Source organism: Streptosporangium sp. NPDC000396 (assembly GCF_042898655.1).
Lineage (GTDB): Bacteria > Actinomycetota > Actinomycetes > Streptosporangiales > Streptosporangiaceae > Streptosporangium.
Window position 1 is genome coordinate 43,257 of the sequence record NZ_JBIAZA010000040.1, and the last position, 18,671, is coordinate 61,927.

General features: G+C 69.3%; 22 protein-coding genes. 15 read left to right on the plus strand and 7 right to left on the minus strand.

The features are described from left to right. Positions 1–288: 288 nt before the first annotated feature. Positions 289–501 (minus strand): transposase, encoded by a 213-nt coding sequence (locus tag ACFY2X_RS41660; RefSeq protein ID WP_389949118.1) that lies wholly within the window; start codon positions 499–501, stop codon positions 289–291. Positions 502–576: 75 nt separating this feature from the next. On the opposite strand from ACFY2X_RS41660, the gene ACFY2X_RS41665 reads away from it, so the two are divergent. Continuing rightward, complete coding sequence (locus ACFY2X_RS41665) at positions 577–1,185, plus strand: hypothetical protein (protein WP_389949121.1); 609 nt, start codon at positions 577–579, stop codon at positions 1,183–1,185. A 169-nt stretch (positions 1,186–1,354) separates the two neighbouring features. Further along, positions 1,355–1,822 (plus strand): hypothetical protein, encoded by a 468-nt coding sequence (locus ACFY2X_RS41670; RefSeq protein WP_389949124.1) that lies wholly within the window; start codon positions 1,355–1,357, stop codon positions 1,820–1,822. A gap of 78 nt (positions 1,823–1,900) precedes the next feature. Here the strand turns inward: ACFY2X_RS41670 and ACFY2X_RS41675 are convergent, their stop codons facing one another. Next, on the minus strand, positions 1,901–2,722 hold the full coding sequence (locus ACFY2X_RS41675) for an SDR family oxidoreductase (RefSeq protein ID WP_389949127.1): 822 nt from the start codon (positions 2,720–2,722) through the stop codon (positions 1,901–1,903). Between the two features lie 98 nt (positions 2,723–2,820). On the opposite strand from ACFY2X_RS41675, the gene ACFY2X_RS41680 reads away from it, so the two are divergent. Beyond that, the gene (locus tag ACFY2X_RS41680; RefSeq protein ID WP_389949130.1) at positions 2,821–3,240 is read left to right on the plus strand and encodes a MarR family winged helix-turn-helix transcriptional regulator; all 420 of its coding nucleotides are present in this window, start codon (positions 2,821–2,823) and stop codon (positions 3,238–3,240) included. Between the two features lie 20 nt (positions 3,241–3,260). Here ACFY2X_RS41680 and ACFY2X_RS41685 read toward each other — a convergent pair whose 3' ends face one another. Then, positions 3,261–3,548, minus strand: a complete 288-nt coding sequence (locus tag ACFY2X_RS41685; RefSeq protein WP_389949230.1) for a putative quinol monooxygenase — start codon at positions 3,546–3,548, stop codon at positions 3,261–3,263. On the opposite strand from ACFY2X_RS41685, the gene ACFY2X_RS41690 reads away from it, so the two are divergent. Beyond that, entirely contained in the window at positions 3,486–3,803 is a 318-nt protein-coding gene (locus ACFY2X_RS41690) for an SDR family oxidoreductase (RefSeq protein WP_389949233.1), read from the plus strand. The genes ACFY2X_RS41685 and ACFY2X_RS41690 overlap by 63 nt on opposite strands. A gap of 359 nt (positions 3,804–4,162) precedes the next feature. On the opposite strand, the gene ACFY2X_RS41695 is transcribed toward ACFY2X_RS41690, so the two are convergent. Next, positions 4,163–4,660, minus strand: coding sequence for a TetR-like C-terminal domain-containing protein (locus tag ACFY2X_RS41695; RefSeq protein ID WP_389949133.1), 498 nt, complete (start codon positions 4,658–4,660; stop codon positions 4,163–4,165). After that, positions 4,599–5,327, minus strand: a complete 729-nt coding sequence (locus ACFY2X_RS41700) for a LysR family substrate-binding domain-containing protein (protein ID WP_389949136.1) — start codon at positions 5,325–5,327, stop codon at positions 4,599–4,601. Before ACFY2X_RS41700 ends, ACFY2X_RS41695 begins: the two co-directional genes overlap by 62 nt. A gap of 55 nt (positions 5,328–5,382) precedes the next feature. Between ACFY2X_RS41700 and ACFY2X_RS41705 the strand changes: the two genes are divergently transcribed. From ACFY2X_RS41705 to ACFY2X_RS41750, 10 genes are all read left to right on the plus strand, one after another. Further along, positions 5,383–5,754: a DUF5997 family protein gene (locus tag ACFY2X_RS41705; protein ID WP_389949139.1), complete on the plus strand. Its 372-nt coding sequence runs from the start codon at positions 5,383–5,385 to the stop codon at positions 5,752–5,754. Between the two features lie 126 nt (positions 5,755–5,880). After that, a complete protein-coding gene (locus ACFY2X_RS41710) occupies positions 5,881–6,375 on the plus strand; it encodes a MarR family winged helix-turn-helix transcriptional regulator (protein ID WP_389949141.1) in 495 nt (164 codons plus the stop codon). A gap of 202 nt (positions 6,376–6,577) precedes the next feature. Further along, the gene (locus ACFY2X_RS41715; protein ID WP_389949144.1) at positions 6,578–7,840 is read left to right on the plus strand and encodes an FAD-dependent monooxygenase; all 1,263 of its coding nucleotides are present in this window, start codon (positions 6,578–6,580) and stop codon (positions 7,838–7,840) included. A 63-nt stretch (positions 7,841–7,903) separates the two neighbouring features. Then, complete coding sequence (locus tag ACFY2X_RS41720) at positions 7,904–9,286, plus strand: MFS transporter (protein WP_389949147.1); 1,383 nt, start codon at positions 7,904–7,906, stop codon at positions 9,284–9,286. Continuing rightward, on the plus strand, positions 9,286–10,104 hold the full coding sequence (locus ACFY2X_RS41725) for an FAD binding domain-containing protein (protein ID WP_389949150.1): 819 nt from the start codon (positions 9,286–9,288) through the stop codon (positions 10,102–10,104). The genes ACFY2X_RS41720 and ACFY2X_RS41725 overlap by 1 nt, the downstream gene beginning before the upstream one ends. Then, complete coding sequence (locus ACFY2X_RS41730; protein ID WP_389949153.1) at positions 10,101–12,440, plus strand: xanthine dehydrogenase family protein molybdopterin-binding subunit; 2,340 nt, start codon at positions 10,101–10,103, stop codon at positions 12,438–12,440. Before ACFY2X_RS41725 ends, ACFY2X_RS41730 begins: the two co-directional genes overlap by 4 nt. Next, entirely contained in the window at positions 12,437–12,931 is a 495-nt protein-coding gene (locus ACFY2X_RS41735) for a (2Fe-2S)-binding protein (protein WP_389949156.1), read from the plus strand. Before ACFY2X_RS41730 ends, ACFY2X_RS41735 begins: the two co-directional genes overlap by 4 nt. Continuing rightward, positions 12,928–13,584 (plus strand): SRPBCC family protein, encoded by a 657-nt coding sequence (locus tag ACFY2X_RS41740; RefSeq protein ID WP_389949159.1) that lies wholly within the window; start codon positions 12,928–12,930, stop codon positions 13,582–13,584. Before ACFY2X_RS41735 ends, ACFY2X_RS41740 begins: the two co-directional genes overlap by 4 nt. Further along, positions 13,577–14,239 carry an isochorismatase family protein gene (locus ACFY2X_RS41745; RefSeq protein WP_389949162.1) on the plus strand — a complete coding sequence of 221 codons (663 nt, stop codon included), beginning with the start codon at positions 13,577–13,579 and terminating at the stop codon, positions 14,237–14,239. Before ACFY2X_RS41740 ends, ACFY2X_RS41745 begins: the two co-directional genes overlap by 8 nt. Continuing rightward, a complete protein-coding gene (locus tag ACFY2X_RS41750) occupies positions 14,232–15,074 on the plus strand; it encodes an alpha/beta fold hydrolase (RefSeq protein ID WP_389949165.1) in 843 nt (280 codons plus the stop codon). Before ACFY2X_RS41745 ends, ACFY2X_RS41750 begins: the two co-directional genes overlap by 8 nt. 52 nt (positions 15,075–15,126) lie before the next feature. Here the strand turns inward: ACFY2X_RS41750 and ACFY2X_RS41755 are convergent, their stop codons facing one another. Continuing rightward, a complete protein-coding gene (locus ACFY2X_RS41755; protein ID WP_389949168.1) occupies positions 15,127–15,879 on the minus strand; it encodes an Asp/Glu racemase in 753 nt (250 codons plus the stop codon). 17 nt (positions 15,880–15,896) lie between these two features. Then, the gene (locus ACFY2X_RS41760; RefSeq protein ID WP_389949171.1) at positions 15,897–16,928 is read right to left on the minus strand and encodes a leucyl aminopeptidase; all 1,032 of its coding nucleotides are present in this window, start codon (positions 16,926–16,928) and stop codon (positions 15,897–15,899) included. A 395-nt stretch (positions 16,929–17,323) separates the two neighbouring features. Here ACFY2X_RS41760 and ACFY2X_RS41765 point away from each other — a divergent pair, with 395 nt between their 5' ends. Beyond that, on the plus strand, positions 17,324–18,610 hold the full coding sequence (locus tag ACFY2X_RS41765; protein WP_389949174.1) for an ROK family protein: 1,287 nt from the start codon (positions 17,324–17,326) through the stop codon (positions 18,608–18,610). Positions 18,611–18,671: the final 61 nt, after the last annotated feature.

Below are 18,671 nucleotides of genomic sequence, written 5' to 3' on the forward strand. Positions count from 1 at the left end.
CGCGCGGTTCGGCAGAATCCGCTCAGACGGCAACGGGCCGCGCTCACCTCCGACCGTGTCCTGATTCCGGATGCTGATCTACGGCCAACGTCACCTGCGTTCGCCCTGGACGAGTACATCGACCATTGCAACGCGCATCGGCCGCATCAGGCTCGTGGGCAACGGCCACCCGATCAGGATGAGCATGTCGCAGTGTCGATGAAAGGCCGGATCGAACGCCACGAGATACTCGGAGGAGTAATCAATGAGTACCGCCGAGCCGCATAGCGCCATCGGAGAAGCCCCGGCTCAAACTATGCGCGCGAGTTTTGACGCCCTACGGCCGCCGTCGGCCCACACCGGCGCGATGGTGGAGAACTTCTCCCGCAATCGAGCCGGCAGCGGGTGTGCCCCGTCCCGGTCCTGGACCGACGCGGCGGTGACGATCACACACAGCAGCAGCCCGAGCGTGTCGACCGCGATATGCCGCTTCTGTTCCTTGATCTTAGGTCGGAGCCTCAACGAAACCGGCTCGAAGCAGGGTTCCAGGGCGAGTTTCGGTCGAACTTCTCCGACGTTCCTTGCATCAGAATGGTCATGAACTCACGCACCGAGCACAAGAGCAGCCCGATGGCCCGCCGACTCCGTGCCTGGGCGGGGACTGTCGCCATCTCGACATCACTGGTGCCGATCCTCGCCATGGGCACCGCCACAGCGGACAGTACGGCGGCTCCAGCCACGGCCGCCGCCTTCGAAGAGACCGGCCAGGCGACGAACCGCTTCGACGGGATCGACTGGGCGGCCGTGGTGGAGCGGGCGCTGCACTGCCCCAAGCCACGGCCGAACGACACCTGGTATGTCGTGCGCGCCCGCGTCGCCGCTGTAGGCGACCTCACGCGTGACGGACAGCCCGAGACCGTGGTCGTTTCGTCCTGCCCGAGCCCTACGTCGGGCAATCCCGTAATTTCCTTCGTTTACGACGGCGCCTCCAAACGCTCAGCCCCCCGCCTGATCGGCGCGTTGGGCAAGAACCGCTACTTCAAGTCCCAGAACGTCACCATCCGGCACGGACAGGTACACCTACGCGGCCAGGTGGTCAGCGACCGGGCTCCCAACTGCTGCCCCGATCTGATCGTCCGCCAGACCTACAAGTGGAACGGCACGAAGTTCCTCAGGACGTCTGAGAAACTGACCCGCACCTCATGAGCTGGGGTGAGCGTCCTGGGCGAGGATCAGGAGGAGGCGTGCCGCCGGCTGACGGGAAAGGACGGCGACCGGTTCGCCGGCCTTCCGTGGCAGCCGAACGACCGGCTGTGAACAGCACGCCATGAGTGCTGACAAGTCCCGCTCCCGCGTGGGGAGTGTGCCGGCTGAGGTGACGAGCTTCGCCGGGCGGCGGCATGAGCTGTCCCAGGTCCGGCAAATGCTGTCCCAGAGCAGGCTGGTGACGTTGACGGGCGCTGGTGGGATCGGGAAGTCCCGCCTGGCCCTGCGCGCGGCGCATCCGGAGTTTCGAACTGTGCACGCCATCGGAGCGGCACCTGTGGGCGCAGGCATCCGTCTTCCGGGGCGGTCTTCCGGGGCGGCTCGACTGGAAGCGGCCGAGGAGGTCCGCATCGGCGAAGGGTTCGAGTACGGACAGGTACCCGAAACCCTCGCCGCCCTCCTGGACAAATCCATCCCGACCCGTGACGACCGGCTTGGCCACGTGCGTTACCGCATGCCGGACTCGAACTGGTCGCCTCCCTGTGGAGTCACCATCCCGGTATGGGCGGCCTGGAAGAGGAACGCCGCTGCCGTTTGGCAGCCACCCGACGTGGCCATGCCCGGCCGCGGCGAGTGATCACATCCTGGCCACGACTTCGGCGCACATGATGACGGCGGGGTCCGGGGAGTGGGCCGGGTGCCGGCCGGACCGTTTCTAGGCGACCCACGCGTTGGTCATCGTCTGCACGGCGGAGCCGTCGAGGTCGGCGAGCTTCGTCCCGGCGAAGGCGCGCGCGGCGTCGGAGGTGAGCAGCCGGAAGGCGGGCCGCTCGGCCGCGAGCAACTCGACCATCTGCGCCGCCACGTCCTGCGGCGTCTGCGCGCTGGCGAAGGCGCCGCGGGTGCGGTCCAGATAGGCGGACAGGGCCGGCGCGTACGGCCCGGCCTGCTCCAGCGGGTTGCCGGCGAGACGCACGTTGCTGACGAACTCGCTGGCCACCGCGCCCGGTTCGACCACGCTGACGGACACGCCGGCCGTGGCCGCGACCGGCGCGAGGGACTCCATGAAGCCCTCGACCGCGAACTTGGCGGCGCAGTAGGCCTCGTTGAAGGGCTGGCCGATCACGCCGCCCACACTGGACACGGTGATCACGCGGCCCTTGCTCGCCCGTAGCAGGGGCAGGGCGGCCTTCGTGACGTGCAGCACGCCGAAGAAGTTGACCTCCATGACGGCGCGCACGTCCTCGACGCTCTCCTGCTCCAGGGTGCCGAGGTGGCCCGCGCCGGCGTTGTTGACCAGCGCGTCCAACCGGTCGAGGCCGGCCAGGCACGCCTCGACCGAGGCCGGGTCGGTCACGTCCAGGGCCCGGACGTCGACGGCGACTCCGGCCTCCTGCGCCGCCGCCAGCAGCGCACCCGCCTTGGCGGTGTCGCGCATGGTGGCGATCACGTGCCAGCCGCTGCGCGCGGCGGCGACGGCGGTGGCCAGGCCGATGCCGGAGGAGGTGCCGGTGATCAGGACGGTCTTGGTGCTCACTTCGGTGACCCTAACATGCTTATGAGACATAATTAATATTGAACATAACTATGAGTCGAGAAATTTCACTTTGTCAAGTACCTCGATACGCTGGACCCATGTCCAACTCACCGGATGAGCTCACCAGGGAGATCGTCAGCCTCTTCGCGGCCGTCAACCGCCGCTACACCCGGGAATCCGAGGCCGCCGCGGCGGCCCACGACCTGACCCCGCTCCAGGCCAAGGCACTGCTCGCCGCCGAGGATCCGGTCCCTACGCGCCGCATCGCCGACCGGTTGCACGCGGAGCCGTCCAACGTGACCGTGATCATCGACCGGCTGGAGTCCCGCGGCCTGGTCGAGCGCAGCCTCGACCCCGGCGACCGCCGCGTCAAGCGCGTCGCCGCCACCACGGCCGGCCGCACCGTCGCCGCCGACCTCCGCACCCGCATGCCCTTCGCCGCCGAACCCCTGGCCCGGCTCACCGCGCAGCAGCGCGAGACTCTGCGCGAGCTGCTGCAACTGATCCTGGAGGCATGACGACAGCCGGTTGCGCCCCGTTACTCGAAGGTCGGCGCGTAGTCGGTCTGGACATACGGCTTGACGAGCCACTCGGCGATGCGGGCAAGGCCGCTCTGGCTGTGCGGCGCCGCCATGTGATCGCGCACCGCCTCCATGGAGGCGTAGCGCTGAACCAGGTTGAAGCGGTTGCTGGCGGCCCGATCGCGGAGGAGGTCGTACTGGAGGACTCCTTCCGTACCGGCACGATCATCAACGTCAGCTCCATCGCCGGCCGCAAGACCTTCCCGAACCACGCCGCCTACGTGGGCACCAAGTTCGCCGTCCACGCCATGTCGGAGAACCTGCGCGAGGAGGTCGCCTCCCGCGGCGTCCGCGTGGTCACCATCGCCCCCGGCGCCGTGGAGACCGAACTGCTCTCCCACACCATCGACGAGCAGATCAAGCGCGACTACGAGGTATGGAAGAAGTCCGCCGGCGGCGCCCTGGACCCGCAGGTCGTGGCCGAGGCCATCGCCTACCACCAGCCGCAGAACGTCACCATCCGCGAGATCGTCCTCGCCGCCACCGGCCAGGAAGCCTGAGGCCACGGGGCTGACTGCCGCTGCTGTGTGATCGGCCGTGCCCCAGGACCGGCCGGACAAGTCCCGGCCTGGTCGGAAGCTCGTCGGCAGGTGAAAACGGCTGGGTGAAACCGCGTCAGTGCCGCCGATCTCCGTCTGATCTGAGGCCCCGCAAGCGGATGCCGGAGCGGGCATCCTCCTGGCTGGGGCGGCGCGGAAGGGCCCGGGAGTACCGGCACTTACCGCGCACGCAAAAGCGGCTCTGAAGGTCGCTGATCCGCGCCGCAGGGCCGGTCGGCGAGGACGCCGAGCCGCACGGCCGCGTCGGGTCGAGGCGGCCCGACGCCTCGCGGAAGACGGCAGATGAAAGTGACCAGGGGTTATCCCGCGCTTCCTCCGCCGGTGCAGGGGTTTTCGAGTGCGGGCAGCATGACGGCATTCACGAAGGACAGCAGGTATTCCTCGTCGACCCGTTGTCCTTCCATCAACGGGCGCGCCAGGGCGGCAGCGAGCAGCAGGTGGTGGCAGAAGGCTCGTGCCGGGTTTTCGTGGGAGATCTCCCCGCGGTCGGCGGCGCGCGACAGGATGCGCTCCACGACCTCCCCGGCGGGATCTGCGAGTTGAGCCTGCATGATCCTCGCGAGTTCGGGATCTCCCAGGACGACGTGGGCCATGCCTGCCATCAGCTGCTGGTCCGCCGGGGCGATGTTGCCCAGGCGGTGGGCGAGTTCTCGGAGATCACCTCGCAGGGACCCGGTGTCGACGTCCCGTTCGAGTGACTGCTCCGCTGGACGTGACCGCGCATCTGTCTGCAGGTCACCGAGGCCGGTAGCCCTTCCTTTTACGGTTGGCCGGCGCGGCCCGGCGACCGGAGCCATTCTGCGCGGGTTTTTGTGCCTGCCGCTGTGCCGGTTTCTCCGCAGGGGAGGCGGGGGTACGGCCCCGCGAGCTGTTCACCGTCCGGCCGCGGACGATGCCGATGAAATCTTCCACCAGGTCAGTGGTCGCGTCCGTGGGCCAGGTCAGCGCAACCTGAGACTGCGGCGCGTCCGGCACCGGCCGGTAAGTGAGATCCCTGCGGTGGTGGAGGCGTGCCAGGGACTGCGGAACCAGGAGAATCCCAGCGCCGGCCGCTACCATCTCGACCGCGTCCGCCGTTGTGGCCGGGCGGGTGAACGCGGGCAGCCCGGGCCGGACCGTCCACTCGATGGTGTCGTCCAGAGGATGGAACACCTCGTCGTCGATAAGGTCGGCGATGGTCACCTCGTCGGCGGCGGCCACCGCGTGGTCCTTAGGCACCACGACCACCGTGGTCTCCACGTAGAGAGGAATCACGCTGAGCCCGTCCCGGTCGACCGGCAGCCTGACGAATCCGGCGTCGGCGCCGCCGTTCCGCAGGAGTTCCACCACCTCGGCGGCGGGAACCGCGACCAGGGTAATCGGCACGCCGGGCATTCTCTCGGTCCAGACGTTGACCCATTTCGCGGGTGTCACCCCGGGCACGTACGCCAGCCGAAACACTCTGCCGGTCTCTCCATCAGTCACTTCCTCAGGGTACCGATGTCAAGGGAACCTGTTCCGGTTGACTATTCTTGACGCCATGACCTCGCCCAAACCGAAGACCATCCAGACAATGAAGCCCGCGACCGCGGCCAAGAAACTGGGTGTCCTCCTCTCGGCCACTCCCGCCGAGTTCCAGGCGGGTGTCGTCTCCAGGGACGAGCTGAACGAGTTGCAGTCGACGCCACCCGCCTGGCTCGTTGACCTGCGCCGCAACGGCCCGCACTCCAAGCAGGTCATCGCCGCGAAGCTCGGGATCTCCATTTCCGGCCTGATCAGAGGTGGGATCACCGGACCGCTCACCACCGCTGAGATCGATGCGCTGAAAGCGGAGAACCCGGCGTGGCTGGAGCGCGAGAGGTCCATCCAGGCCGAGGTCCGCAAAGAAGCACTCCGCCTCAAGCAACGCTAGCCAGCTGAGATCCTGCACGTCTCCGACCCCGGACACGTCTCCAGGCTGCCGCCACCGCCTCGCTCCATCCGCCAAATCAACCAACCAATTCAGGCGGCGTGGCCGGTTCATGATTAGGTAGATGGCATGGCGCATGAAGTGAGTGAATCGGCGGCGAAGGGAAGCCGTGGCGAGGCGGTCACGACTCCTCCTGAACTCCTTGCGGCGCCGGGATATGTGGCACGGCGGCTGTACCAGTCCTATGTCGCCTTGTGGACGCGCGTGGTCGATCCGGTGCTGACCGGTCCGCAGTTCGCGGTGCTCACCGCCGTGGACAACTTCCCTGGCGTGGACCAGGGCTCGCTCGCGTCGGCGGTGGCGCTTGACCGGTCCACCATGGCCGACGTTGTGCGCCGCCTGGAGGTGAACGGGCTGATCGTCCGGCATACCTCGTTGCACGATGGCCGCCGCAAGCTGCTGCACCTGACCGAGGCAGGCGCACAGCGCCTGCATGAGGTGAACCGGCGCGCCCGGGAGTTGGATGAGCGGCTGCTGCAGGGCTACTCGCAGGGGGAACGCGAACGCGTTCTGCAGGAGATGACCGCGTTGGCGGCTCGGTGGGAGAGCCTCATCGACGAGTGACGTCGGCCGGGTTTCGGGGGGCACATCCTCGCTCACCTCTTGCGTTTTCCGGATCGTCCGTGTTCGGATTAGTTTTGCCGGGCGCAGCCCCGTCCTTCCGCCGCGATGGCGGAATGGCTGTGATCAGCATGCCCGCGAACAGCCGTACACGCATTCCGTGATGACGTTCCAAGGGTTTGGAGGAGCATTGGCGGCGAGCCAGGTGAGTCAGTCGTACCACGTCACGATCGTCGGAGGTGGCCTCGGCGGAGTGACCGCCGCGCTGGCACTGCGGCAGCGGGGCCTGCGGGTCACGGTCCTCGAGCAGGCAGCCGAGCTCGGCGAGGTCGGCGCGGGCATCCAGACCGCGCCGAACGCCAGCCGCGTCCTGCTCGGTCTCGGGTTGCGTTCCGCCCTCGAAAAGATCCGCACCGAGCCGCTGGACCAGGTGCGCCGCCGCTGGCAGGACGGCAGCGTGATCGGCCTGACCCCGCTCGGTGACTTCTGCAAGCGCGAGTACAACGCCCCCTACTGGCACTACCACCGCGCCGACCTGCACAAGGCGTTGCTGGACGCCTGTCTGGACGAGCACCGGCCAGGACCCGTGGTGGAGGTGCGGACGGGCTGCAAGATCGTAGCCGTCGACCAGACCGTACCCGCAAGGCCCGTCGCGGTCACCACCGACGGCGAACGGTACGAGACGGACGTCCTCATCGGCGCGGACGGCATCAGGTCGAGCGTTCGCGACGCGCTCGGCCTGTCCGACACCCTGCTGTTCTCCGGCGAGATGGCCTACCGCGTACTCATTCCAGGAGACAAGATCGCCGCTGACCCGGCGACCCGCTGGCTGGTCGACCGATTCCAGAGCACCATCTGGTACGGCCCCGACCGGCACCTGGTCCACTACATGATCCGTGGCGGGGAATGGCTCAACGTCGTCGCGATCGTGCCCTGCACGCCCGAGGTGAAGGAGCGGTGGACCGTTCCCGCCACGGTGGACGAGCTGGTCGACGCCCTTCCCGGTTGGGACGACAGGGTCGCGCTGATGCTCTCCAAGGCCGAGGGTGACATCTCGGCGTGGGCGATGTACCACCGCCGCCGTGATCCGGTGTGGGTGGACGGCAACGTGGCCCTGCTCGGCGACGCCTGCCACGCCATGCTGCCCTACCAGGCGCAGGGCGCCTCGCAGGCGATGGAGGACGCGGCCGTGCTCGCCGAGGAGCTCGGCGCCGTGCCGGTCGAGGGCGTCAGGGCAGCCCTCATGCGGTACGTGGCCCGCCGCGCCAAGCACGCGGGGATGGTCCAGGACGCCGCCTGGCGCAACATGGCCTTCTATCACCTGCCCGACGGGCCCGAGCAGCGGGCCCGTGACGAGAAGCTCAAGCGGTTCAACGGTGAGTCCGACGTCTCCTACGAGTGGCTGTGGAGCGGCACCCCGCTGAACGACCCCGACGAAGAGACCTTCTCCTACCAGTTCCACAACTGACAGGCACCCGCCCCCCGACGGGCCGGGATACCCCCCATCACCTCATACCAGGGTGGAAACTCCATGAAAACAGGAGACCAGATCGTCCAGGATCTGCCGTGGAAGTGGCGTGTCCAAGGCAAGATCTTCATCATCGGCGGCCTCGGCTACATGTTCGACGCCTGGGACGTCGCGCTCAACGGCTTCCTCTCCCCGCTGCTCGGCCAGGAGTTCGGCCTGACGGTCGGCGAGAGGGGCCTGGTGGCGACCGCCAACCTCATCGGCATGGCGGTCGGCGCCGTCATGTGGGGCACGATCGCCGATCGCATGGGCCGCAAGCGAGCCTTCAGCCTGACCCTGCTCATCTTCGCGCTCTTCTCCGTCTTCGGCGCCCTGGCCCCGAACTACGAGATCTTCCTCGTGCTGCGATTCCTGGCGGGGGTGGGCCTGGGCGGCTGCATCCCCGTCGACTACGCGCTCGTGGGCGAGTTCTCGCCGAGTCGGCTGCGCGGCAAGATCCTGGCCGCCATGGACGTCTGGTGGCCGATCGGCGCGACGCTGTGCGGCGTGGTCGCCCTCCTCCTGGAGCCGGTCCAGGGCAACTGGCGCTGGATGCTCACCGTGATGATCCTTCCCGCGCTGCTGTTGTTCTGGATACGGCGCGGCGTTCCCGAATCGCCGATCTACCTGGCCAAGAACGGGCGTGAGCAGGAGGCGCGCGAGATCATCGACGACCTGGTCGCAAGGACGGGCGCGCCCGTCGAGCCGTACGTGATCCAGGCCCCCGCCGACGAGAGCGCGGGCCCGCGGGGCCTGCGGGCGGTGCTCGACCAGCTCCGGCAGGTCTGGAGCTTCAGCCCGCGGGTGACCTCCGTAGCCTGGCTGTTGTTCATCACCGTGATGACGGTGTACTACGTGGCGCTGAGCTGGATGCCCACGATCCTCAAGGCGGGCGGCTACACCGACTACGCGGCCTTCGCCAAGACCACCCTGATGACGGCGGTGGGCATCGTCGGCGTCCTGGTCTCGGCGTGGCTGGTCGAGGCCGTCGGCCGCAAGTGGGTGATCGGCGTGTCCGCGCCGGTGGCCTCGGCCGCGCTGGTGGGCTTTGCGCTGTTCCTCGACCTCAAGACCGCCGCGCTGGTGTGGCTGGGCGTCTTCGGCTTCTTCATTCAGGTCGCCATCCCGGTGCTGTACGCCTACGTCGCCGAGCTGTACCCGACTCCCATCAGGGCGAGCGGCTTCGGCTGGGCCTCGTCGGCCAGCCGGGTGACCTCCGGCTTCATCCCCCTGATCTTCGGCGGGCTGCTCTGGCCGCTGCTGGGCCTCACACTGACGTTCGCCGTTCTCGGCGCCGTGATGCTGGCCGTCGTCCTGTGGATGGCCGTCGCCGCGCCGGAGACCAAGGGCAGAGAGCTCGACCACATCACCGAATCCACCGACGACGTGGCCCGTGTGAGGATCTGATGAAGCCCGCGCCGTTCACCTACCACCGCGCCAGGGACGTCCAAGGAGCGGTCGCCCTGCTGGCCGAGCTGGGCGAGGACGCCAAGTACATCGCCGGCGGCCAGAGCCTGGTCGCGATGATGAACTTCCGCCTCGCCAGGCCGTCCCACCTGGTCGACCTCACCGGCCTGCGCGGCGAGCTGTCCTTCGTCAGGAGCGAGGACGGCGTGCTGCGCATCGGGGCGCTGACCACCCACCACCAGGTGGAGAAGGCGCCGCTCGGCCAGGACTTCGCCGTGCTGCGCGAGGCGATGACCTGGATCGGGCACCTGCCGATCCGCACGCGCGGAACGGTCGGCGGCAGCCTCGCCCACAGCGACGCGACCGCCGAGTGGTGCCTGCTCGCGGTCCTGCTGGGCGCCGAGGTCGTGGTCCAGGGGGCGGGAGGGGTACGGCGCGTGCCCGCCGAGGAGCTGTTCCTCGGCTTCTTCACCACGGCGCTCGAGCCGGAGGAAATGATCGTCGAGGTGGTCTTTCCCCGCCCCGCGCCGCGTGCCGCGCTGACCGAGTTCGCCGAACGGCGGGGCGACTTCGCCATCGTGGCCGCAGCAGTCGACCTGGACGCCGGCCGCGTCGTGCTCGGCGGCGTGGCTCCCGTGCCGCTGCGGGTCCCCGAGGCGGAGGAGGTGCTGGCGCGCGGCGGGACCTTCGCCGAGTGCGCCGAGGCCGCCGCGGCGGCCGTCGACCCGCCTGCCGACGGCAACGGCAGCGCCGACTACCGCAGGGCCCTCACCAGGACCCTGCTCGTCCAGGCCTGTGAGGAGGCGATGACACGATGAGCTGGGTCGGGCAGTCGGCCGCCAGGCGGGAGGACCCGCGGCTGCTGACGGGAAGCGGGAGGTTCGTCGACGACATCCACCTTCCCCGCATGCTCCATGCGCAGTTCGTCCGCAGCACGATCGCCAACGGGAGCGTGACCGGCGTCGACCTGTCGGCGACGCTGGCCGTGCCTGGGGTGGTCGCCGCGTTCACGGCCGACGATCTGGATCTCGGGGACATCACCGCCGTGCTCGACCGGCCGCTCTCGGAGTTCGTTCCGACCGCGATGCCCGTGCTCGCCAGGGACCGGGTCCGCTACGTGGGCGAGCCGATCGCCATCGTGCTCGCCGAGGACCCGTACGCCGTGGAGGACGGCCTGGAGGCCGCCAAGGTGACCTACGAGGTGGCCGCGCCCGTGCTCTCCGACGAGCAGGCGCTGGCTCCGGGCGCGCCGCTCGTCCACGACGCGGCGGCGGCCAACACCCTGGTCGACGTGTCGATGTTCGCGACCGCGGGCATCGACGAGGTCTTCGCCGCCGCGCACCGCGTGGTGCGCGTGCGATCCAGGACGGGTCGCCAGAACGCGCTGCCGCTGGAGACCAGGGGCGTCGTCGCGGCCTGGGACGCGCGTGAGGAACAGCTTCTCGTGCACACCTGCACCCAGGTCCCCCACCAGGTCCGCACGGTGATGGCCGAGTGCCTCGGCCTCGACGAGCGGGCCGTACGGGTGGTGGTTCCCGACATGGGCGGCGGTTTCGGGCAGAAGTGCGTCGTCGGCCGCGAGGAGATCGCCGCAGGGGCCGCGGCCCTGCGGCTGCGTCGCCCCGTGAAGTGGATCGAGGATCGCAGGGACGCGCTCACCGCCTCGTTCCTGGCCCGCGAGCAGCGCTACGACGTCCGGGCCGCGTTCGACGAGGACGGCAGGATCCTGGCTCTCGACGCCGACGTGGTGTGCGACATGGGAGCCTATTCCTGCTACCCGTTCACGGCCGGCATCGAGCCGCTCATGGCGTCGGCCGAAATGCCCGGCGTCTACCGGGTGCCCGCCTACCGGGTGCGCGGCAGGGCCGTCACCACCAACAAGGCGCCGTCCGCGCCGTACAGGGGCGTCAGCAGGCCGCAGTTCGTCATGGTCATGGAACGCGTCTTCGAGCGGGCCGCCCGCGAGCTGGACCTGGACCCTGTCGAGATCAGGCGGCGGAACCTGATCACCGACTTCCCCTACACCGGGATCAACGACGTCACCTACGACCCCGGCTCCTACCTGGAGTCGCTGAACCTCTGCGAGCGCACGCTCAAGCAGGAGGGCTGGTACGAACGCAAGGAGCAGGCGGCGGCCGAAGGGCGCCTGCTCGGCATCGGCTACTCCTGCTTCAGTGAGCGCACCGGCTACGGCTCGGGCGCGTTCGCCAAGCGCAAGATGGCCGTGGTGCCGGGCTTCGACCTCGCGGGGATCACGATGGACCTCACGGGAGCCGTCACCGTGACGACGGGAACCATGAGCCATGGGCAGAGCCACGAGACGACACTGGCCCAGATCGTCGCCGATCGCCTGGGCCTCGACCTCTCGCAGGTCAAGATCCATCAGGGCGACACCGACAGGATCACCTATGGGTTCGGGACGTTCGCCAGCCGTTCGGCCACCATCGGCGGCAGCGCGGTCGCGCGGGCGGCCACCAGACTGGCGGACCGGCTCCTGCACTTGGGCGCGCACCTGCTGGAGACGACGCGCGACAACGTGGAGCTGCGTCAGGGCCAGGTGCGCAGGCTCGACGACCACGGGCGCGCCCTGACGTACAAGGAGCTGGCCGACGTCGCCTACCTGAAGGCCAACCTGCTCCCCAAGGACACCGAGCCGGGACTGACGGCGAGCGCGTCGTTCGACGTGCACGGCGACGGGACGTTCTCCAACGCCGCGCACGGCGTGGTCGTGGAACTGCATCCTGGCACCGGTCAGGTGGAGTTCCTGCGCTACGTCTGCGTGGAGGACTGCGGCGTCGCCATCAACCCGCAGGTGGTAGAGGGGCAGTGCCGTGGCGGCATCGCCCAGGGCATCGCGGGAGCGCTGTTCGAGCAGGTGACCTACGACGAGCAGGGCGAGCCGTCGTGCGCGAGCTTCATCGACTACAAGGTGCCCACCGCGAACGAGATCCCCGACATCGAGATCCACCATCTGGAGACCCCGTGCGCCTTCACCGAGAGCGGCGCGAAGGGCGCGGGGGAGGGCGGCACGATCGGCGCGCCCGCGGCGGTGCTCAACGCCGTGAACGACGCGCTGCGGCCCACAGGAGTGGAGCTCGACGAGACACCCATCAGACCCGAGACGGTACAGCGGGCGATCGGAGCGATGACATGACGGAGAAACTGCTGATCAGCCTGACCGTGAACGGCCGGCGGCACGACGATCTCGTCGTGGAGTCCCGGCACACGCTGGTGGACGTGCTACGGCACAACCTGGGCCTCACCGGCACACATGTCGGCTGCGAGCACGGCATCTGCGGCGCCTGCACCGTCCTGCTCGACGGCGCGCCCGTGCGCTCGTGCCTGATCTTCGCCGCCCAAGCCGAGGGCCAGGAGATCCGCACGGTCGAGACGCTCGCCGACGACGGCGAGCTGAACGACCTGCAGAAGGCGTTCTCCGCCCACCACGGCCTGCAGTGCGGTTTCTGCACGCCAGGCTTCCTGATGCTCGCCGAGGGCTTCCTCGCCGAGCATCCCGAGCCGACTAGAGAGGAGATCCGCGAGGTCGTGTCCGCCAACCTGTGCCGGTGCACCGGCTACCAGACCATCGTCGACGCCATAGAGGACTGCGCCAGAGGACGGCGCGAAGCAGGGGAGCCACGATGATCCTGGACAACGAGATCACGGTGAACGCCTCGCCCGACGAGGTCTTCGCCCTGATCAACGATGTGGAACGGGTCGTGACGTGCCTGCCGGGCGCCGCGCTCGACGGCCGTGACGGCGACGCCTACCGAGGCGGCGTCAAGGTCAAGGTCGGCCCCATCACCGCCGCGTACGCGGGGGCCGTGCGGTTCCTGGAGGTCGATCCCGACCGCAGGCGGCTGCGCTTGCAGGGCAGGGGCGCCGACACGCACGGCAGCGGCGACGCCGAGGCCGAGGTGGTGCTGACGGTCGAGGAGGTGCCCGGCGGCGCGGTGCTGCGCGTGCGAACCGACCTGTTGATCCGAGGGAAGATCGTGCAGTTCGGCAAGGGCGCGATCGTCACCGTCTCCGACAAGCTGCTGCGGCAGTTCGCGGTGAACCTCGCGAGCCTGATCGAGGCCGACAGGGCGGGCGGAGGCCGGAAACTCGCCGCCGCCGCGCCGGTCGCCGCGAGGGAACCCGCGGCCGAGCTGGACGCGCTGTCGATGCTGGTGCCGCCAGGCGCGGCGAAGTACGTGCCGATCACCGCCGCCTTCGCGCTCGGCCTGTTCCAGGGCTGGCTGCTCGGCAAACTGAGCGCCCAGGCCAAGCTGATCAAGGAGCTGCGTCGTGGGTAGCGGCATGTACGGCCGGCAGACCGACGACACCTACGCGCACGCCGGGTTCGGCGCCGCCGCCCGCAGGGGCGCGCGTCCCGCGATCGTCGTCGTGGATCTCACCAACGGCTTCACCGATCCCGCCTACCCGTCGGGCTCCGACCTGTCGGACGTGGTCGCCGCCACCGCGACGCTCATCGAGCACGGCCGCGCCGCGGAGGTGCCTGTCGTCTTCACCACCATCGCCTACACCCCTGCAGAGGCCGACGGGGAGATGGTGACCTGGCTGCACAAGGCCCCTGGAATGCGCGCGATGCGCGAGGGCAGCCCCGCCGTGGCGATCGACGAGCGTCTTCCGCGCCGTCCCTGCGACACGCTGGTGGTGAAGAAGGGCGCCTCGGCGTTCTTCGGCACCGGCCTCGCCTCGGTCCTGACCGGGCTCGGCCGTGACACCCTCCTGGTCTGCGGAGCCACCACCAGCGGCTGCGTCAGGGCCACGGCGGTGGACGCCGTCCAGTCGGGGTTCTCGGTGCTGGTGCCGCGCGAATGCGTCGGCGACCGCGCGGCGGGCCCCCACGAGGCCAGCCTCTTCGACATCCACGCCAAGTACGGCGACGTGATCGGTCTCGCGGAGGCGCTCGACTACCTCGCCGAAGGAGTTCGCTCCCATGTCTGAACGCACGCTGACCCAGCAGGCCGTCGCCGATCTCGCCGCGGTGCCCGCGCGCAGCCGATGGATCGGCTCGGGACCTGTCCGGCTGCACGCGCTCGACTACGGAGGTGACGGTGTGCCCCTGCTGGTCCTGCCAGGGATCACCAGCCCGGCGATCGCCATGGACTTCGTCGCGCGCGAGCTGACAGGATCGGTCCGACCGATCGTCCTCGACGTGCGGGGCCGCGGCTTCTCCGACGACGGCCCCTCGTACACGCTGGAGGACTACGCCGCCGACACCGAGGCGGTCATCACGGGTCTCGGGCTCGAAGGACCAGTCCTGCTCGGCCACTCGATGGGAGCCCGGATCGCCGGCCTGACCGCGGCCAGGGGCGACGTCGCGCTGCGCGGGACGATCCTCGTGGACCCGCCGATGAGCGGCCCAGGTCGCGGGCCGTACCCGACCACGCTCGCCGCGTTCCAGAGCCAGCTCCAGCAGGCGCGGCGCGGGACCGACGCCGACGAGGTGGCCGCGTCATGGCCCCGCTGGCCGAGGCGCGAGCAGGAGCTGCGGGCGCGGTGGCTCGCCAGCTGCGGCGACGAGGCCGTCGCCGCCACCCACAGGGGTTTCGAGAGCGAGGACTTCTTCGACTTCTGGCCGTCGGTGCCCGCACCCGCCTTCCTGGTGTACGGCGCGCAGAGCCCGGTGGTGACCGCTCCCGACGTGAAGGAGGCGGCCAGGACGAACACCGCCGCGCGCCTGGTCGAGGTCCCCGACGCCGGACACATGGTCTTCTGGGACAACCCGCGGGGCGGACTGCGGGCCGTACGCGACATCCTGCGCGACTGGGTGGCGTGACAACAAGCGAGGAAGGCCGGGGCGACAAGCCCCGGCCTTCCTCGCGTTCGTGTCAGTACGCGCCGCTGAGCAGGCTTCCGGCCTTCGGCACCGTGGTGGTGAGACCGAGTTCGGACAGGATGCGGTACGTCGTCGCCGTCGCGGCCGTCAGGACCGGCAGCCCCGCCTCCTCCTCGACCGCCTGGACGACAGGCAGCGACGGCATCTGCACGCACGCCGACAGGACCAGCGCGTCCGCGCGGCTCAGGTCGAGCCTGCGCCAGTGCTCCCGCAGGTCCTGCGGGTCGAGGCGGCCGACGGCCAGGTTGTCGGCGACCTCCAGGCTCAGCGCGTCGACGATCTCGACGCCCGCGTCCTCGATGTACTCCACGACCTTCTGGGTGAGCGGCTTCATGTAGGGGGTGATGATGGCGACCCTCTCGGCCTTGAGCGCCCCGAGCCCCGAAAGGAGCGCCCCCGCGCTGGATATCACGGGCGCCTGCGAGCCCTCGGTGCGCAGGGCGTCGCGGATGGAGTCCTCGGCCGTGCAGTGGTAGCCGGGCCCCTGCGCCATGATCGCCACCAGGCACGCGGTGGCGACCACGTCGGGGCGGGCGTCGGCGAGCTCGCCCGCGGCCCGCTCCGCCTGTGCGTTCATGGCGCGAAGCTGCTCGGGCGTCACGTGTTGCATCCGCGCCCTGCTGCTGTGGAAGACGAACCTGTCGCCTGGCTCGGCCTCCTCGCGGGTGCGCAGCATCCGCGGCAGCTCGGTCTCCATGGTGAGGTTGGAGCTCGGCACGATCAGGCCGATGTGGTGGTCGGTCACGGAATCCTCCAGACGGGTCAACGGCGTGCGGCGGGGCGCATCTCGTGGACGACGACGTCGCCGTCCACGACCACGGGCTCGTCGTCGAGGAAGAGGCTGCAGCCGCGCATGGGGATGTCGAAGTGGCAGGGCGTGTCGTTGGGTCCGCCCAGCTCGTTGTTGGGTCCGATGGAGAACATGACGTTGCCGTAGAACGAGCGCAGCTCCATCCCCATCCCGCCGGGGAACTGGGTCAGGCCGTGCCAGTGGGCCCGCTCGTCCAGGCCCCACCCGACGTGCGACATCCCGTAGCCGCGCGGGTCGTCGAACGACCTGATGTAGGACGACAGCAGCTCGGCATCGAGGCCGCCGCGGATGTCGGTGATGAACCCCTGCTCGATGGTGAGCGTGACAGGGCTCTGGACATAGGTGTTGAACGGCAGCAGCACGTCGCCCGGCGATAGCACGATCCTGCCGTCCACGCCGTCGTCGGCCCCGCCCGTGAAGACGAAGGCGGCGGGCCAGTGGTCCCATCGTCCCGGCTGGTCGGTGTAGCCGTACTCGCTCATCGTGGGGTAGACGCCGAGGCGGTAGGTGACATCGGTCCCGCCCGGACTGGTGATGCGCATGACGCCTGCCTTGCTCAGCAGCTCTGCGCCGACCTCGACCCGCTCCCGCAACTCGGGCGTGGGCATGAGCCTGGCCAGCAGCGGGGCGGGTTCGACGGCGGTGAGGATGCGCGTGCCGGCCTCCTGGATGGCGAACTGCTCCTTGCTGAACAGCAGGAACTTCAGGTCGATGAGCATGTCGGCCTGCTTGAGAGCCTCCACCGCCTGAGGGTTGCCCGCGAGCTCGGACGTGCCCACCGCCCACGCTCCCGACGCGGCCGTGGGAGCGGGAAGCCGCAGGTGGTACGCCGAGGCTCCCAGCCGCCTCGCCGCGTAGAGGAACGCGTCGGCGTAGTCGAGGCGTTCGGCGCCCTCCGAGAGCACCGCGACCGTCTCGCCTTCGTGCACGCCGCTGAGCGAGAGCTGGCGCAGGCAAATCTCGTTCAACAGGTTCTGGTCCATCTACCCTCCCATGATCATACCAATTTAGTCCGAACACGGACGATTGTGGCCGTGGAGGGCCCGCACAGTCCAGGCTCGATGACGAAATTAATCCGAACACGGACTAGTCGGCTTACGCAAGGGGGTGAAGGAGGCGAAGCGTCACGGGATATGGGTGAGAGGGTGATCACATGCGTCCGGCCTCGAGGGCAGGCCGGACGCTCTTGTGGACCCGCATCCCGCTCGGAAACCCGATTTCGTGCTGTGAGCCGGCATCTCCGCACTCATCGCAGGTCACGGCCGAAGGTTGGGCGTGTTGCTAAAACGTTACATTCTTCGAAACCTTTTTTCACTTGCTTCGATCGGGAGGGGATGCCTTTAATTTAGCCAGCCATCCAAACTAATTAGGGAGTGGCGTGAACCAGGTCAAGGCCGGCGGCCTCATCACGGGCTCGACGAGTCGCAGCAGCTCTGCGGGAACCCCCGCGGACCAGGCCAGCGTGCGCCGCTCCAACCTTGCCCTGGTCCTCCGGCACGTGAGCGATCACGGCCCCTGCGCCCGCTCGGCCGTCGCCGTCGAGACGGGGCTGAACAAGACCACCGTCACCAGCTTGGTGAGCGAGCTGCAGGCGCGCGGACTGGTCAAGGAGACCGGGCCGCAGCACGCGGGCTCAGTCGGTCGGCCGAGCCTCGCGCTCGTCATCGACGGCTCGCGGGTGGGCGCTTTGGGCGTGGAGGTCAACGTCGACTACATCGCCGTCTTCGTCACCGACCTGGCCGGCCGGGTCCTCATCGACCGGCGCATCGGCTTCGACGCCATGGGATCTGGCCCGGAACGCTCGCTGGACGAGCTGACCCGGGCGGTCGAGCGCGCCGTGGCCGACCTCGACCGCCTCGGCGTCGTACTGGCGGGGATCACGGTGGCCGTCCCCGGTCTGATCGACACGACCACGGGCACCGTCGTCTTCGCCCCGAACCTAGGCTGGCGCGGGGTGGAAGTAGCCGAGCGGCTGTCGCGCGCAGGCATCCCACAGACGGTGCCCATGACGGTGGACAACGACGCCAACCTCGCCGCGCTGGCCGAGTACACCTCCGGCGTTGCTGCCGGAACCTCCGACCTGGTCTACCTCACCGGGGAGGTGGGCGTCGGCGGCGGCGTGATCTCCAGCGGCCGACTGCTGAACGGCGCCGACGGATTCGCGGGCGAGGTAGGCCACATGGTGGTCGACCCCGAGGGGGAGCGGTGCGGCTGCGGCCGCATCGGCTGCTGGGAGACCAAGGTGGGGCTCGCCACGCTCGTCCGCATGGCCACTCCCGACCACGCCTACGGGACGAGCCGACACGTCGTCCGTGATCCGGAGGAACGGCTCGCCGACATCGAGCAGCGGCGGGCCGAAGGGGATCCTCGGGTCGACGCGGCCGTCACGCACGTGGGCAAGTGGCTCGGCCGCGGCTCCTCCCTGCTGGTCAACCTGTTCAACCCACGAGTGATCGTGCTGGGCGGGTATTTCGCCAGGCTCGCCGACCGGCTCATCCCCGTCGCCCAGGCGGAGCTGGAACGCCTCGGCATGACCGCAGCCACAGAGCGCTGCAGGTTCGTGCCCTCCGATCTTGGCTTCGGCGCTGCCTCGCGGGGGGCGGCAGGCGTCGTCGTCGAACGAGTGCTCGCCGACCCCACCACCATCCCCATCAGTCAGCCGTGAGCCCCGGATGGAGCAACGATGAGACCCCGCCTCCCCGACCTCGCACCCGCCTGTCCCCTCT